Below are 15,657 nucleotides of genomic sequence, written 5' to 3'. Positions count from 1 at the left end.
TGCTCCTTGTCGGGTTCGTGCACCCTGTCCCCTGGGGTGAATATAGGAAATACGTGCCGTTTTTGCACGCCGGCCTCACCCCGGCCGGGGCCGGACGACCCTGGCGAGGGTCAGCACGTCCACGCCGCTTGCCCCGGCGCGGCGCAGCACCCGCGCGCAGGATTCCGCCGTGGCGCCGGTCGTCAGGACGTCGTCGATCAGCAGGATGCGCTTGCCGGCGATCGCGATCTCGCCGCTCCGCCGCACCTCGAACGCACCGGAGACATTGCGCCGCCGCCCGGCGGCCGAGAATGCCCCTTGCGAAACCGTCCGGCGCCGGCGCACCAGCAGATCGGGAACCGACCGCACGCCCGCCGCCCGTTCCAATCCGCCGGCCAGCAGCGCCGCCTGGTTGTAGCGCCGCCGGAACAGGCGCCAGCGGTGCAGCGGCACCGGGACGGCGAAATCAGCATCCGGGATCAACTCCGCTCCGGCACGGGCCATCCACTTGGCGAAGGCCGGCGCGGCATCCGTCCGGTCGGCGTGCTTGAACCCCAGCAACAGGTCGCGGCTGCCGGCATCGTAGGCGAAAACCGCGCGTGCCCTGTCGAAGACGGGTGGACGGCGTCGACAGGCGCCGCAAAGCGGCTCCGGGCCGGGGTCCAGTTCGAAGGGAAAGCCGCAGCACATGCACAGAGGCGGCCCCAGGAAATCGATGCCTTCCCAGCAGCGCCCGCAGAGGGTGCCAAGCCGGTCGACGCCCACGCCGCAGCTCAGGCAACGCGGCGGCAAAACCGCGTTGACGGCAATCCCCGCGATGCCTCTAATGTGGGCGGCAAACGTACTGGTTGCGGACATGCCCTCTTGTCGGCGGCACGAGTTTGACTGTCAAGCGCACTCGGCCTTTGCTCCCGGCGCACTCCGCCGCCATATTCCCGGCATGAACGAGAGCAGCCCCATGGTCTTCGACCGAACCGCCGTCCGGCGCCACCGCGATCGCGCGGCGGACGGCCTCAGCGACTACGATTTCCTCTTGAGCGAGGTGGGCGAACGGCTTGCCGACCGCCTTGACGACGTGAAACGGACGTTCCCGCTTGCGCTCGACCTCGGCTGCCATGCCGGGACGCTGGCCGCAACGGTCGGAGAACGCGGCGGGATCGAGACGCTTGTGCAGTGCGACGGCGCCGCGCGGATGGCCCGCGCGGCGGCGCAGGCCGATTCTGACATTGGGGCGCATCCGGCACTGGTGGCCGACGAGGAGTTTCTGCCGTTCGCCGAGCGCACCTTCGACCTGGTGCTGTCATCGATGAGCCTGCACTGGGTCAACGACCTGCCCGGCGTGCTCTTGCAGATCAACAACGCACTGAAACCGGATGGGCTGTTCCTGGGGGCGATGCTGGGCGGCGAAACGCTCTACGAACTGCGCCAGTCGCTGCTGATGGCCGAAAGCGAGCTGGAGGGCGGGGCCGGACCGCGCGTCTCGCCCTTCGCCCAGGTCCAGGACGCCGCCGCGCTGCTGCAGCGCGCCGGGTTCGCGCTGCCGGTCACCGACGTGGACACCATCACGGTCGGCTATCCCGACGCCTTGAAGCTGATGGACGACCTGCGCGGCATGGGGCAGAGCAACGCCGTGCGCGACCGGCGCAAGTCCTGGTCCAGGCGGGAAACGCTGCTTTATGCCGCCGAGCTTTATCATGAGACCTATGGCGACGAGGAAGGCCGCATCCCGGCAACCTTCCAGATCATCTACTTCACCGCCTGGCGACCGGCCGCCGACCAGCCGCAGCCGCTGCGCCCCGGTGCGGCCAAGCACCGGCTGGCCGACGCACTCGATACGACGGAACGCTCGGCGGGAGACAAGGCGCGGCCCAACGGCACAGGTTGAGCGGACCGCAGCCGCGCCTTGCCGCGCTCCGTCAGTCGTCTTGCGCCGGCAGCTCCGCCGCGTAATCCGCGAGCGGCGGCGGATCGCCGATCATCCCCTGCCCGGCCAGGAAGTCGGCAAAGCGGCGGTAGCGTGCCGAATCCAGCGCTGCGGGGCGTAGTGCGAAGCGCGGCAGTGTGTCGCGCCAGGCCTTTCGGTTAAGCTCGTCGTCCAGGTCCGGGCGCCCCTTGACGAAAAGCTCCCAGCTCTTGTCCGGGTGGTTCACAAGGTACTGCACGCCGCGCTCGACGGCGTCCATGAAGCGGCGAAGCTTCGGATCGCCCAGCCGGTCGTCGCGGGCGACGAAGATCAGCTCGTCATAGGGCGGCACCCCATGCTCTTCGGGGTAGAATGGCCTTGCCGAGGCGCCCTGGATCTGAAGCTGGTTGATCTCGACGTTGCGGAAGGCGCCGACCACGGCCGCGACGCGCCCCGACAGCAATGCCGGCGATAGCGAGAAGTTAACGTTCACGAGCTCGACGTCCTCCATGCCGAGGCCAGAGCCGGCCAGCATCACATCCAGCAGCGTCTGCTCGAACCCGCCCACCGAGTAACCGACCTTGCGGCCCTTCAAGTCGGCAAGACTGTCCACCGGGCCGTCCGCCAGCGCCAGCACGGTATTGAGCGGCGTCGCTACAAGCGTGCCGATGCGCGCCAGCGGCAGGCCGGCATCGACCTGCATGTGAAGCTGTGGCTGATAGGAAATCGCGATGTCCGCCTTGCCGGCCGCGACCAGCTTCGGCGGGTTGTTGGGATCGGCCGGCTCGACGATTTCGACATCCAGGCCGGCGTCGGCGAAGTAGCCTCGTTCCTGCGCGACCACGATGGGCGCATGGTCGGGATTCAGGAACCAATCGAGGATCAAGGTAAGATCGTCCTGCGCCCGCGCGGCGGCGGGGGCGACGGCCAACGCGGCCGCCAAAAGCACTGCGGTCAGTCTGGATGGAAACATGCGGACCTCCTGCGAATCGAATCAGGGCATGGAGATCCGGGACAGACGCGAAGGATATAGCCGCCGGACGGCGGCCTTCACGGACGTTGGGTCCCGTTCCCTGCGCCGGCATAACCCGGATCAGGTTCAAAGGGTCGCCGTCCCCGGTTTACCGCCGGAAACGGCCTCTCAGCTCCTGTGGAGCTCCCCTCGGAACGCGATGAGAGTGGCGCCTGCCGAGAGGCGCGTCAACAGGCGGCCGCGATGCGCTTGTCCTGGCAAGACAACATCGCTAGCTTGCGCCTCGCCGCCTGAAATAGCGAAAGAGTCCGCACGCACATGCATTTCCTCGACTTCGAAAAGCCGATTGCCGAGTTGGAAGGCAAGATCGAGGAGCTACGGCACCTCTCCGACACCGGCGATATGAACATTGCCGAGGAAGTGTCCAAATTGCAGGCAAAGGCCGAACGCCTGTTGCGGCAGACCTACGCCAAGCTGACGCCCTGGCAGAAGACACAGGTGGCGCGCCATCCCGAGCGTCCGCACTTCAGCGACTACGTCGACCGTCTCGTCGAGGACTTCACCCCGCTATGCGGCGACCGGCTGTTCGGCGAGGACCGGGCGATCATCGGGGGGCTTGGGCGCTTCCGTGGCCATACCTGTATGTGGATCGGGCACGAGAAGGGCCACGACACGGCAACGCGCGTGCGGCACAACTTCGGCATGGCCCGGCCGGAGGGTTACCGCAAGGCGCAGCGGCTGATGCGGATGGCCGAGCGATTCGGCCTGCCTGTGATCACGCTTGTCGATACGCCAGGCGCCTACCCCGGCATCGGCGCCGAGGAACGCGGTCAAGCCGAGGCGATCGCGCGGGCCATCGAAACATGCCTCGATATCAAAGTGCCACTGATCAGTGCGGTGATCGGCGAGGGCGGGTCCGGCGGCGCCATCGCACTGGCCAGCGCCAACACCGTCGTGATGCTGGAGCACTCCATCTATTCGGTAATCTCGCCGGAGGGTTGCGCCTCCATCCTGTGGCGCAGCGGCGACCAGGCGAAAGAGGCGGCGGAGGCGTTGCGCCTCACCGCGCAGGACCTGCACCGGCTGGGCGTGATCGACCATGTCGTTACGGAGCCGCTGGGCGGCGCGCAGCGCGACGGCACGGCCACCATCGACGCCGTCGGCCGGGTACTGGAGCGTGAAATGATGTCGCTGCGTGAGCACGACGGTCCCACCCTGAAACGGCTGCGGCGCGACAAATTCCTTGAAATGGGCAAGCAGGGGCTCCACTAGCGCGTTTCAGCATCAGAATCGAATCAGATTCGCCGTAGCGGGGCCGCTTGGCCGTTGGTGCGACACGAGGCATCGACACCCGACAATCAAGGAATGACGGAGGCAACGTGAATGGCGTCGATGGATTGGCTGACCCCGGATCGGCGCAAGTCGCTGGGTGGCGGAATACTGGGGATGAGCGTCGCGATCGTGCTGATCCTGGCGCTACCGGGCCTGCTGCCCACACCATCGCGGGAAACGGCGGTGGCCGCCGCCCTGCTGGCACCGGCGCTGACGGTCTTCGGCCTCACACTGGCAGTCTCCGCCGGGCGGTTCGGCGGGCGACGCTTCGATCCGCTCACGGACCAGGAGAGCCGCTACATCGCGGTTTCCCAGCGCTCACTGACGAACAGCGTCGAACAGGGGCTTGTCTTCGCCCTGGCCGCAAGCGCCCTGGCGTGGACGGCCGGGCCTGAATGGCTCTCGGTCGTGCCGGCGCTCGCGCTCACCTTTGTCGTGGCGCGGCTTGCCTTCTGGCTGGGCTATCTGAAGGGTCCGTTCATCCGCCCGCCGGGCATGGCAGGCACGCTGATCACCAACTTGGTGACGGTCGCGCTGGCCGTGTGGCAGGCGTTCGGCGGCTGAGGCAACCCGCCTCCGCCGGCTCCGGTACACGTCGAAGGCTGCTACTGAAGCTTGCCGTGGCAGTGCTTGAACTTCTGGCCGCTGCCGCACGGGCAGGGCTGGTTGCGGCCGACCTTGCCCCAGGTGTCCGGGTCGTTCTGGTCGAACTCCTCATCCACGGCGTGGCGCACGGGCTGCGCCTTCACCTGGGCCGCCGCCTCGCCTGAGGCAGATCCCGGGGAAGCCGGCGCGCCCGCGCCGACCAGCTCGGCTTCCGCCTCACCGCCGGCCGCGGCCGCCGAGCCGGCGAGCGCCGGATCCTGGCGGCTTTCCTGCATCCGGCGCGGTCTGTCGTCGCGCATGGTCGCCTGTTCCGGCGCACTGGCCTGGATCTCGACGTGAGAGAGGACGAAGGTGATGTCCTCCCGGACGCCGGCCAGCATGGCCTGGAACATCTCGAAGGCTTCCTGCTTGTATTCGTTCAGCGGATTGCGCTGCGCGAAAGCACGCAGGCCGATTCCGTGGCGCAGATGATCCAGGCTCAACAGATGCTCGCGCCACTTCCGGTCGATGGTGTGCAGCACCACCTGCTTCTCGACGTGACGCATGATCTCGGGGCCGAAGTTGGCCGCCTTTTCCGCCATCAGCCGGTCGGAGGCCTTCTCGATCCGCTCCCGGATCTCCGAGTCGGCGATACCCTCTTCCTTGGCCCACTCGTGCACCGGCAGGTCCAGGCCGAAGATGCGGCGGCATTCCTCGTGTAGCGAGTCCAGTTCCCACTGCTCGGGATAGGCCTTCTCCGGGACGAAGCGGGCGACGAGATCGTCAATCACCTGATGGCGCATATCGACCACGGTATCGTGCACATCCGCCGTCGCCATCAGCTCCTTGCGCTGCTCGTAAATGACCTTGCGCTGGTCATTCATGACGTCGTCGTACTGGAGGATGTTCTTGCGGATATCGAAGTTCCGCGCCTCGACCTTCGACTGCGCCTTCTCAAGGGCCTTGTTGACCCAGCGATGCGTGATCGCCTCGCCCTTCTCCAGCCCCAGACGGCCCAGCATCGTGTCCATGCGCTCCGAGCCGAAGATGCGCATCAGGTCGTCTTCCAGCGACAGGAAGAACTGCGAGGCGCCCGGATCGCCCTGACGGCCGGCGCGGCCGCGAAGCTGGTTGTCGATGCGCCGGCTCTCGTGGCGCTCCGTGCCCAGCACGAACAGCCCGCCGGCCTTGAGGACGACCTCGTGCTTCTGCCGGCAGTCCTCGCGGATTCGCTCGGCGGCTTGGGCGCGCTCGGTCTCGTCCTGGATGGCGCCGGCTTCCTGGTCGATCCGCATATCGGGGTTACCGCCAAGCTGAATGTCGGTGCCGCGGCCCGCCATGTTGGTGGCGATCGTCACCGCACCCGGCGAGCCGGCCTGCGCGACAATATAGGCTTCCTGCTCGTGATAGCGGGCGTTGAGGACCTTGTGCGGGATCTTGCGCTTCTTCAGCAGGGCGGAGACGTATTCCGACTTCTCGATGGAGACCGTGCCGACAAGCACCGGCTGCTGCTTTTCGTGGCAGTCGATAATGCGCTCGACGATGGCGTCGTACTTCTCCTCCGCGGTGCGATAGACGACATCGTCCATGTCGTCGCGCACCATCGGCTTGTTCGTCGGGATCTCCGCGGCTTCGAGCTTGTAGATCTCGGAGAACTCGCCGGCCTCGGTCATCGCCGTGCCGGTCATGCCGGCCAGCTTGGGATAAAGGCGGAAGTAGTTCTGGAAGGTGATCGACGCTAGCGTCTGGTTCTCCTGCTGGATCGTCACGCCTTCCTTGGCTTCCAGCGCCTGATGCAGGCCATCGGAGTAGCGCCGGCCTTCCATCATGCGGCCCGTGAACTCGTCGATGATGACGACCTTGTCGTCCTTGACGATGTAGTCCCGGTCGCGCTGGAACAACACGCGCGCACGCAGCGACTGATTGACGTGGTGAAGCAGCGAGACGTTCTGGATGTCGTAGAGCGAGCCCTCCTCCATCACGCCGGTCTCGCGAGCAATCTCCTCGATCTTCTCGACACCGCTCTCCGTCAGCGTAACGGCGCGCGCCTTCTCGTCCTTCTCGTAATCGTCCTCGGAAAGTCGCGGGATCAGCTTGTCGGCGGCGACATACATCGCCGAGGTGTCATCCGTCGGGCCGGAGATGATGAGCGGCGTGCGCGCCTCGTCGATCAGGATGGAGTCCACCTCGTCGACGATGGCGTAGTAGAATTCGCGCTGCACCATCTCGTCCAGCGACGACTTCATGTTGTCGCGCAGGTAGTCGAAGCCGAATTCGTTGTTCGTGCCGTACGTCACGTCGCAGGCATAGGCCGCGCGCCGCTCGGCATCCGTCATGCCATGCATGATGCAGCCGACATTGAGGCCCAGGAAGCGATGGATCGCCCCCATCCACTCCGCGTCGCGGTGGGCCAGGTAGTCGTTCACGGTCACCACATGGACGCCGTTACCCGTCAGCGCGTTGAGGTAGACCGGAAGCGTCGAGACCAGCGTCTTGCCCTCGCCGGTCTTCATCTCGGAAATCATGCCCTTGTGCAGCACCATGCCGCCCATGAGCTGGACGTCGAAATGGCGCTGGCCCAGCGTGCGCTTCGCGGCCTCGCGCACCGTGGCGAAGGCCTCGACAAGCAGGTCGTCCAGCCGCTCCCCCTCTGACAGGCGGGCCTTGAACCGGTCGGTCCTGGCACGCAACTCGTCGTCGGAGAGCTTCTCGAGTTCCGGCTCAAGCTTGTTGATAGCATCGACCTGGGGCCGAAGACCTTTGAGGAAACGTTCGTTGGCCGTGCCGAACAGACGTTTGGCGAAGGCGCCGATCATCAAATAACCTCTAGAGGAACTGTTGCGGGAGGGCGGCCCGCGTCGCTGGACACATAGGCTGCCGGGGAAAGCCTGTCAATGCGAGGCCTAAGCGGCGGCCGATTCGCACCTGCACCGTCAGCGATAAGAATGGCTCTGCTATCATCGCGAGAGGGTTGAGTGGAGCCTCGCCTATGTGCATGAATGCGCGCCGACTTGAAGCCGGGCACGAGGCTGTCCGACACACGAAAATCCCAAACGCAAGGGGGCCATCCGCCATGCTGCCATTCCGCACCCGCATCGCGAGCGTTGCTTGCGCCGCGATGCTTGCCATGCCCGTCGCGGCGGCGGCGCAGTCGTCGCAGGACGAAGAGGCCGGCGCCGGGAACGACCACAACCCCGTGGTCGCCACCGTCGACGGCGAGAAGATCCACTTCGCCGACCTGATGGAGCAGGCCCGCGACCTGCCCCAGCAATACCAGAAGCAGCTTCCCGCCGTCCTTCCCCAGTTGATCGACCGTCTGGTCGACCTCGAACTCGCGGCCCAGGCGGCGAAGGAAGCCGGCCTCGGCGACGACGGGGAGGTGCAGAAGCGCCTGCAGGAGCTGAAGAAGGAAGTGATGCGCGACGTCTACCTGGAGAACCAGGTGACCGATTACATCACCGACGAAAGGCTGCAGGCGCAGTACGACGACTACCTTGAGAAGGAGGGCACCAAGAAGGAGGTGCACGCCCGCCATATCCTGGTCGAGACGAAGGAAAAGGCACAGGAGTTGATCGGCAAGCTGGAAGGCGGCGCCGATTTCGTCGAGACCGCGAAGGAGCATTCCACCGGCCCGTCGGGGGAGAACGGCGGCGATCTTGGTTTCTTCGCCAAGGGGCAGATGGTGCCCGAGTTCGAGAAGGCCGCCTTCGAGCTTGAGCCCGGCGAGTTCACGAAGGAGCCGGTGAAGACCGACTTCGGTTGGCACATCATCAAGGTCACCGAGCGCCGCGACAAGGAGCCGAAGAGCTTCGAGGAGATGAAGCCGGGCCTCTACCGGCAGCTTCAGCGGGAGGCCCTGGAGACGGCGCTGGCCGATCTGCGCAAGGACGCGGACATCAAGACCTACCCTGAGCGCATTCAGGAGGTCATCGACCGCACCCGCAGCCGCGCCCAGGGCAATAACGAGGGCGCCGGCGACGAGAGCGGCGGCGAGAACTAGGGGCCGACGTCGATGGCGCTTGCCCGCTCGCCGCTCGCGCCGGAGCGGTTTCCCGATATGCCGCAGGTTCCGGGTGTGCGTCTCGCCACCCGGGCCTGCGGCGTGCGTTATACGGGCCGATCGGACGTGGCCCTGATCGAGCTGGCCGAAGGCAGCAGCGTGGCGGGGGTTTTCACGCGCTCCCTGACCGCCTCGGCCCCGGTCGACTGGTGCCGGCGGGCGCTCAAGGACGGGCTGGGCCACGGCCGCGCGATCCTGGTGAACGCCGGCAACGCCAACGCCTTCACGGGGCGGGCCGGCGAAGCCTCGGTGACACGGGAGGTCGAGGCCGCCGCGATGGCGCTTGGCTGCGCCGAGTCGCAGGTCTTTGTGGCCTCCACCGGCGTCATCGGCGAAGTCCTGCCGGACGAGCGGATCACCGACCAGCTCGGCGGCATGATCGCGGAGCTTTCCGCCGACGGCTGGGAAGCGGCGGCGCAGGCGATCATGACGACCGATACCTTTGCGAAGGGTGCCGCCTATTACGCCGAGATCGACGGCAATCCGGTGAAGCTCGCGGGTATCGCCAAGGGATCGGGCATGATCGCCCCCGACATGGCGACGATGCTGGCCTTCGCTTTCACCGACGCGAACCTGCCGCCGGCGACGCTGCAAGCCCTGCTGCGGGAAGCGGCGGACAGGACCTTCAACTGCATCACCGTCGACGGCGACACCTCCACATCGGACACGCTGCTCCTGGCCGCCACCGGCAAGGCCGGAAACGCGGCCGTGGAGGATCCGCTGGACCATCGCCTCGACGGCTTCCGCGCCGCTCTGGAAGAACTACTGCGGGATCTGGCGCAGCAGGTGGTTCGCGACGGGGAAGGCGCGCGGAAATTCGTGACGATCCGTGTCGCTGGCGCCGCCGACGATGCCGCGGCCCGGCGAATCGGGCTTGCCATCGGCAACTCTCCGCTGGTGAAGACGGCGATTGCCGGGGAGGACGCAAATTGGGGCCGCATCGTAATGGCCGTCGGCAAGGCGGGCGAGCGGGCGGACCGCGACCGCCTGGCCATCCGCATCGGCGGGGTCGAGGTCGCGCGCGATGGTCAGGTGGTGCCCGGCTACGACGAGGCGCCGGTCGCGCGCCATATGCAGGGCCGGGACATAGAAATCGCGGTGGACGTTGGCATCGCCGGTGGGCGGGCCACGGTGTGGACCTGCGATCTGACGCACGCCTATATCGACATCAACGCCGACTATCGAAGCTGACGGCGATGACCGGATACGATCAGACCGGCTGCTGGGCCGCCGGCGAACTCGAGACGGCAGCCGCCAAGCCGATCGTGCTGGTAGCCGCCGTAGCCCTGGTCGATCCGGACGGTCGCGTGCTCATCGCCAAACGCCCCCCCGGGAAGCAGATGGCCGGTTTGTGGGAGTTCCCCGGCGGCAAGGTGCATCAGGGGGAAACGCCGGAAGCCGCGCTGATCCGCGAACTGCACGAGGAGCTTGGCATCGACACGCGGGCAAGCTGCCTGGCGCCGATTGCCTTTGCCTCGCACGGTTATGAGGATTTCCACCTGCTGATGCCGCTGTTTGCCTGCCGCGTCTGGCAGGGTACGCCCAGCCCGAAAGAGGGGCAGGAACTGGCCTGGGTGCGGCCCGCACGGCTTGCCGACTATCCGATGCCGCCGGCGGACGAGCCGCTGATTGGCTTGCTGCGGGACCTGCTGTAGCGGCACGGATCGCGGCTTTCGCGGGTTATCCGCCTTCGCCCTCCGCCCAGCGCGCGAAACTCTCGAAGGAGCGGCGCCCGGCGGCGACCTCGGCAAATCGCTCGCCGATAAGCGGGCCGAACTTGAAGCCGTGGCCGGAGAAGCCGGCGAACACCGCCGCCCGCCCACGCTGTTCCACAACGAATCGCTCTTCCGCCGCCACCGTGTAAAAACAGGTGCGCCCGTCGCGCAGCCGATAGGCGTCGAAGCCCTTCAGACGGACGCCGGCGCTTTCGAATATACCGCGCAATTCGTCCGCGCCCGGCTCGCGGTCCCAATCCGGGTCGCCCTGCAGCGAGAACGAGTGATCGCCGACCTTCAACGGCTCGCCCAGGACCGGCGGCACGGCGTAGAAGCCGCTGTCCTTGCCGATATCGAGGACCATCGGCATCGCATCCCACTGCGCGCGCGTTCCCGGCGGGATGTCGCCGTAGGTAACCACCTGCCGGGACGGTGTCAGCCGCTGTTCCAGGTCCGGCAACAGCCGCGCGGCCCATGGGCCCGGGGCCAGCAGCAGCATGTCCGCCTGCCCCCGTGTTCCGTCGGCCAGCACCATACGGCCCGACACGGTATCGACGCTCTCGACCGGACATTGCTCCCGGACGGTGCCGCCCAGGGCGCGCACACGCCGCGCCAATGCCGCGACGACGCGTTCGGCGTGGAGGACGCCGCCGCTGGGAACGTAAAATGCCCGCTCGACGCCGGTCAGATCGAGAAGGGGATAGCGCGCCTCGGCCTCGGCCGGATCAAGCCATTCCACAGGACGGCCCATCGCGGCCAGGGCATTCGCCGAGTCGCGCGCCCAGGTCGCGCCGGGCTGCGCCAGGACCAGCGTGCCCGTGCGGACGTAGTGGCTTTCACCCAACTCCGCCCACAGCCGGTCCCAGGCGGCGTAGGCATCGTCCACCATGCCCGCATAGCCCGCCTGGCGCCCGTAGGCGTAGCGGATCAGGCGGCTGCGGTCGACGGAGGACGCGTGCGGGTTCGGCACCTCGGCGCGGTCATAGACCGTTACCTCATGGCCCGCCTGCAGCAGGGAACGGGCAAGCGACAGGCCGATGACACCGGCGCCGGCAACCGCAACCTGCATCCCCTATCCTTCCACGGCGGTCTCGTAGGCCAGGATGGCGGCCGCCAGGTCCTCGACCGCCGCGCCGGTCGACTTGAACAGGGTGATCTGTTCCGCGCGCTCGCGGCCCGGATGCTGGCCGCGCGTGAGCATGGAGAAATCGGCCTTGATGTCCTCACGCGTGATGACACCAGCGTTGAGCGGCTGCACGATATCGCCGCCCTCGCTCAAGGCACCGTCGAAGGTGTCGCAGAACAACTCGGCCGTTCGAACGCAGGCGTCGTCGGTCTCGCGCATCGTCGGCTTGAACGCGCCGACGAGATCGACATGCTGGCCCGGCTGAAGCCACTCGCCCAGCACCAGGGGCTCCGCCGACATGGTGGCGCAGGAAATCACCTGCGCCCAGGCGACACCCTCTTCCAGGCTTTCCACCGGCGCGGCACGGAAGCCGCGATCCTGAAGCTGCGCGGCCATCGCCTGCGCCTTCTCGGGTGTGCGGCCCCAGATGCGCACCTCTTCGATCGGGCGGACGCTGGCGTGGGCATCCACCAGTTCCGGCACCATCGCCCCAGTGCCGACCATTAACAGCCGGCTGGCGTCCTTCCGCGCCAGGTAGTCGGCGGCCAGCGCCGAGGCAGCCGCGGTGCGGCGGTTGGTCATCGGCTGGCCGGCCACCAGGGCCAAGGGCTCGCCCGTCTTGCCGTCGTTTAGCAGATAGTTGGCAAGAACCGACGGCAGGCCCCGTTCCGGGTTCGCTGGAAAGACGGTGGCGACCTTGACGCCGATGTAGGTATCCACTTGCCAGGCCGGCATCAGCAGCAGGGTGCCGTCGGGGCCGGCGTTGCTGGGTACGGTGTGATGGTGGCGGGTGGGCGCTTCCAGACCTTCGCGGAAAGCGTCGCGCAACGCCTCGACCAGACGCGGGTAGTCGAGGGCCGCGCCAACCTCTTCGGGCGAGAGAATGCGCATGGCAGGCGGCTCCCAGGCTCGGGTTGGATGATTGGACGGGGACCGGCGCGATGACTGCGCCGGCTAAACGATACGTTCAGCTGCCCGTGCGCGCGCGCGGAAGGGCCGGCGGCGCGGAGCCCGGCCCCGACTGTGCGGCACGGGCCTCGGCGGCCTGGCGGTCGGCCTCGGCCTTTTCCAGCTTGCGCTTCAGAAAGGTGACCTCGCGCTCCAACTCCTCGACCCGGAAACGGCGCTGGCGCGCCTTGTGGCGATTGCGGCCCTGCGCCGCCCATACGACGAGCCCGCCAATGACGAAGCCGACGAAGATCGCAAGCAGGACCAGGAGATAGAGCGGCGGCTCCACGCGCAGCGGCAGGGGCCAAAGGTCGAGAACCACGCGGCCGCGATGATTGACGGCGAACACGACCGCAATGGCCAGGAGAGGTAGGGTTATGACCCAGGAAATATGTTTCACGCCGGACCGTCGCCAGTTCCAGTGAGCGATAACCGGTGCGCCGGCACGATGCCGGGCCGCGACCGCGATGTCCCTAGTCTGCGCCGTTCAGCCGTTCGCGCAACTGTTTTCCCGTCTTGAAGAACGGCGTGCGTTTCGCATCGACGTAAACGGTGTCGCCAGTGCGCGGGTTGCGCCCGACGCGCGAATCCCGGTCCTTCACCGAGAAGGCCCCGAACCCGCGCAACTCGACACGTTTGCCGTCGGCAAGCGCCTCTCCGATCTCGTCGAAAATTGTGGATACGATGCGTTCGACGTCCCGCTGATAGAGATGCGGGTTCATGTCGGAAATCCGCTGGATTAGCTCGGACTTCGTCATTGTTCTGCCTTCGGGCGCGGCACCCAAGCGAGCGTCCGGCCGCCCGTCCCTCTCGTCCCAAACCCCTGAAAACGCGCGCCGAACGTAAGTGTATATCTGCGCGCACCTTTGCGACGGGCAGCGATCCAGTCTTCTCCCCCGAGATCCCGCCGCAGCGAATGTTGCCCAAGTCGCCGGATGGCGTCAAGGTAAGCCGTTCTGTTACCTGCATTTTCGCCAGCGGCCACGCGATGCATGACGCCGGCTGAGACAAGAACGCCCGGCCGCGAGTTGCACGGCCGGGCGTCTGTTGTCCCTGCCCGAAGGGCGGGAAGTCTCTCAATGGCATCCGGTCAGGCCGGCGGATGGCACGTGCCCGCCCGTGCGGGTCGTCCGCCGGTCCAGCGCCTTACTTGTCGCCGGAATCCTTCTCGTCCTCGTCGGATTCCTTGACCTGCTCCTTGACGGCCCGGGACATTGCCGGACCCAGGATCTCGCCCAAGCTGGCGCCGGTATCGGCGGAGCCGTACTCGGCCATCGCCTCTTTCTCCTCCTCGATCTCGCGCTGCTTGATGGACAGCGCGATCTTCCGGTTCTTCTTGTCGATGGAGGTGATCTTGGCGTCGACCTTCTCGCCCGGGGCGAAGCGGTCCGGGCGCTGCTCGCTGCGGTCGCGGGCAAGCTCGGCCTTGCGGATGAAACCGATGGCCCCATCCTCGCCGACCTTCACCTCGACACCGGCATCCTGCGTACTGACGACGGTGCCGGTCACCACCTGGCCCTTGCGCAGGCCCGTGGAGGCCGCCTCGAACGGGTCCTCCTCAAGCTGCTTGATGCCAAGCGAGATGCGCTCCTTCTCGGTATCGACGTCGAGCACCTTGACCTTGACGTTATCGCCCTTCTTGAAGTCCTTGACGGCCTCCTCGCCGCTCTGGTCCCAGGACAGGTCGGAGAGGTGCACCATGCCGTCGATCTCGCCGGGAAGGCCGACGAACAGGCCGAACTCGGTGATGTTCTTGACCTCGCCCTCCAGCTCGGTGCCGGCGGGATACTTCTCCTGGAACTCCTCCCAGGGATTCTGCATGCACTGCTTGAGGCCAAGCGAGATGCGGCGCTTCTGCTCGTCCACGTCGAGCACCATCACCTCCACCTCCTGCGAGGTCGAAACGATCTTGCCCGGGTGGATATTCTTCTTGGTCCAGCTCATCTCGGAGACGTGGACCAGGCCCTCGATCCCCGGCTCCAGCTCGACGAAGGCGCCGTAGTCGGTGATGTTGGTGACACGGCCGCGGAACTTGGCACCCACCGGATACTTCGCGGAGGCACCCTCCCACGGATCGGCCTCGAGCTGCTTCATGCCCAGCGAGATGCGCTGCGTCTCCGGGTTGAAGCGGATCACCTGGACATCGACGTTCTGGCCGATGGAGAGCACGTCGCTGGGATGGTTGACGCGCTTCCACGAGATGTCGGTAACGTGAAGCAGGCCGTCCACGCCGCCCAGGTCGACGAAGGCGCCGTAGTCGGTGATGTTCTTCACCACGCCCTGCAGCACCTGGCCTTCCTTCAGGGAGGCAACCAGCTCGCTGCGCTGTTCCGCCCGGGTTTCCTCCAGGACGGCGCGGCGGGAGACCACGATGTTCCCGCGCGAGCGGTCCATCTTGAGGATCTGGAAGGGCTGCGGCGTGCCCATCAGCGGCGTGACGTCGCGCACCGGGCGGATGTCCACCTGGCTGCCCGGCAGGAACGCCACGGCGCCGTTCAGGTCGACGGTGAAGCCGCCCTTGACGCGGCCGAAGATCTGGCCGGTGACGCGCTCGTTGTTGTTATAGGCCTTCTCAAGCTGGGTCCAGGCCTCCTCCCGGCGCGCCTTCTCGCGCGAGAGCACGGCCTCGCCGTTCTTGTTCTCGAAGCGCTCCAGGAAGACTTCCACGTCGTCGCCGATCTTGAGGTCGTCGGCCTCGCCAGCCTTGGCGAATTCCTTGAGCTGGACGCGGCCTTCGCTTTTCAGGCCGACGTCGACCAGCACCTCATCGCCTTCGAAGTCGATGATGGTGCCCTTGAGGACCGTGCCCTCCAGACGTCCCTCGGGGCCGAGGGACTCTTCGAGCAGGGCCTCGAAATTCTCTTGCGTGCCGGTGGCAGCGGCGGTCTGAGCCATCTTCGTCGTGTTCCTTTCGTACGTACTCGTCGTTTTTCGGGCCAGCCGGTTGTCTCCGGCGGTCTTCCCGGTGCCGAAAGAAGGCCGGGCGGGTGTTGGAGACCCTGGGGCCAAAGGACCCCGTACCCTTCAATGCGGCGA

14 protein-coding genes and 1 riboswitch are annotated in these 15,657 nt (G+C 66.7%); of the genes, 6 read left to right on the top strand and 8 right to left on the bottom strand.

Annotated elements, in window-relative coordinates; translation table 11 throughout:
* Positions 1–75 precede the first annotated feature (75 nt).
* The gene (locus tag DRB17_RS15430) at positions 76–837 is read right to left on the bottom strand and encodes a ComF family protein (protein ID WP_114583120.1); all 762 of its coding nucleotides are present in this window, start codon (positions 835–837) and stop codon (positions 76–78) included.
* A 100-nt stretch (positions 838–937) separates the two neighbouring features.
* Here DRB17_RS15430 and DRB17_RS15425 point away from each other — a divergent pair, with 100 nt between their 5' ends.
* On the top strand, positions 938–1,864 hold the full coding sequence (locus DRB17_RS15425; protein ID WP_241503860.1) for a methyltransferase domain-containing protein: 927 nt from the start codon (positions 938–940) through the stop codon (positions 1,862–1,864).
* Positions 1,865–1,895: 31 nt separating this feature from the next.
* Here DRB17_RS15425 and DRB17_RS15420 read toward each other — a convergent pair whose 3' ends face one another.
* A complete protein-coding gene (locus DRB17_RS15420) occupies positions 1,896–2,855 on the bottom strand; it encodes an ABC transporter substrate-binding protein (RefSeq protein ID WP_114583118.1) in 960 nt (319 codons plus the stop codon).
* A 79-nt stretch (positions 2,856–2,934) separates the two neighbouring features.
* Positions 2,935–3,055: riboswitch (TPP riboswitch) on the bottom strand.
* A 118-nt stretch (positions 3,056–3,173) separates the two neighbouring features.
* Here DRB17_RS15420 and DRB17_RS15415 point away from each other — a divergent pair.
* Together DRB17_RS15415 and DRB17_RS15410 are read left to right on the top strand one after the other, a co-directional pair.
* Complete coding sequence (locus tag DRB17_RS15415) at positions 3,174–4,127, top strand: acetyl-CoA carboxylase carboxyltransferase subunit alpha (protein WP_114583117.1); 954 nt, start codon at positions 3,174–3,176, stop codon at positions 4,125–4,127.
* 111 nt (positions 4,128–4,238) lie between these two features.
* Positions 4,239–4,751 (top strand): MAPEG family protein, encoded by a 513-nt coding sequence (locus DRB17_RS15410; protein ID WP_114583116.1) that lies wholly within the window; start codon positions 4,239–4,241, stop codon positions 4,749–4,751.
* A 41-nt stretch (positions 4,752–4,792) separates the two neighbouring features.
* Here DRB17_RS15410 and secA read toward each other — a convergent pair whose 3' ends face one another.
* Positions 4,793–7,588, bottom strand: coding sequence for a preprotein translocase subunit SecA (secA, locus tag DRB17_RS15405; protein WP_114583115.1), 2,796 nt, complete (start codon positions 7,586–7,588; stop codon positions 4,793–4,795).
* 257 nt (positions 7,589–7,845) lie between these two features.
* Here secA and DRB17_RS15400 point away from each other — a divergent pair, with 257 nt between their 5' ends.
* From DRB17_RS15400 to DRB17_RS15390, 3 genes are read left to right on the top strand one after another with little or no spacing between them, the layout of a single operon-like run.
* Complete coding sequence (locus tag DRB17_RS15400) at positions 7,846–8,772, top strand: peptidylprolyl isomerase (RefSeq protein ID WP_161958847.1); 927 nt, start codon at positions 7,846–7,848, stop codon at positions 8,770–8,772.
* A gap of 12 nt (positions 8,773–8,784) precedes the next feature.
* Complete coding sequence (argJ, locus tag DRB17_RS15395; RefSeq protein WP_114583113.1) at positions 8,785–10,023, top strand: bifunctional glutamate N-acetyltransferase/amino-acid acetyltransferase ArgJ; 1,239 nt, start codon at positions 8,785–8,787, stop codon at positions 10,021–10,023.
* 5 nt (positions 10,024–10,028) lie between these two features.
* A complete protein-coding gene (locus DRB17_RS15390; RefSeq protein ID WP_114583112.1) occupies positions 10,029–10,487 on the top strand; it encodes a (deoxy)nucleoside triphosphate pyrophosphohydrolase in 459 nt (152 codons plus the stop codon).
* Between the two features lie 25 nt (positions 10,488–10,512).
* Here DRB17_RS15390 and DRB17_RS15385 read toward each other — a convergent pair whose 3' ends face one another.
* The 5 genes from DRB17_RS15385 to rpsA form a co-directional block, all read right to left on the bottom strand.
* Positions 10,513–11,616 (bottom strand): FAD-dependent oxidoreductase, encoded by a 1,104-nt coding sequence (locus DRB17_RS15385; protein ID WP_114583111.1) that lies wholly within the window; start codon positions 11,614–11,616, stop codon positions 10,513–10,515.
* A gap of 3 nt (positions 11,617–11,619) precedes the next feature.
* On the bottom strand, positions 11,620–12,564 hold the full coding sequence (gene lhpI / locus DRB17_RS15380) for a bifunctional Delta(1)-pyrroline-2-carboxylate/Delta(1)-piperideine-2-carboxylate reductase (protein ID WP_114583110.1): 945 nt from the start codon (positions 12,562–12,564) through the stop codon (positions 11,620–11,622).
* Positions 12,565–12,640: 76 nt separating this feature from the next.
* The gene (locus DRB17_RS15375) at positions 12,641–13,021 is read right to left on the bottom strand and encodes a LapA family protein (RefSeq protein WP_161958846.1); all 381 of its coding nucleotides are present in this window, start codon (positions 13,019–13,021) and stop codon (positions 12,641–12,643) included.
* Between the two features lie 73 nt (positions 13,022–13,094).
* Positions 13,095–13,379, bottom strand: a complete 285-nt coding sequence (gene ihfB / locus DRB17_RS15370) for an integration host factor subunit beta (RefSeq protein ID WP_114583108.1) — start codon at positions 13,377–13,379, stop codon at positions 13,095–13,097.
* A 388-nt stretch (positions 13,380–13,767) separates the two neighbouring features.
* Positions 13,768–15,561: a 30S ribosomal protein S1 gene (rpsA, locus tag DRB17_RS15365; RefSeq protein ID WP_277738580.1), complete on the bottom strand. Its 1,794-nt coding sequence runs from the start codon at positions 15,559–15,561 to the stop codon at positions 13,768–13,770.
* Between the last annotated feature and the right edge of the window lie 96 nt (positions 15,562–15,657).

Source organism: Ferruginivarius sediminum (genome assembly GCF_003344765.1).
GTDB lineage: Bacteria > Pseudomonadota > Alphaproteobacteria > Kiloniellales > Rhodovibrionaceae > Ferruginivarius > Ferruginivarius sediminum.
This window is presented reverse-complemented; position numbering and strand designations above follow the sequence as displayed.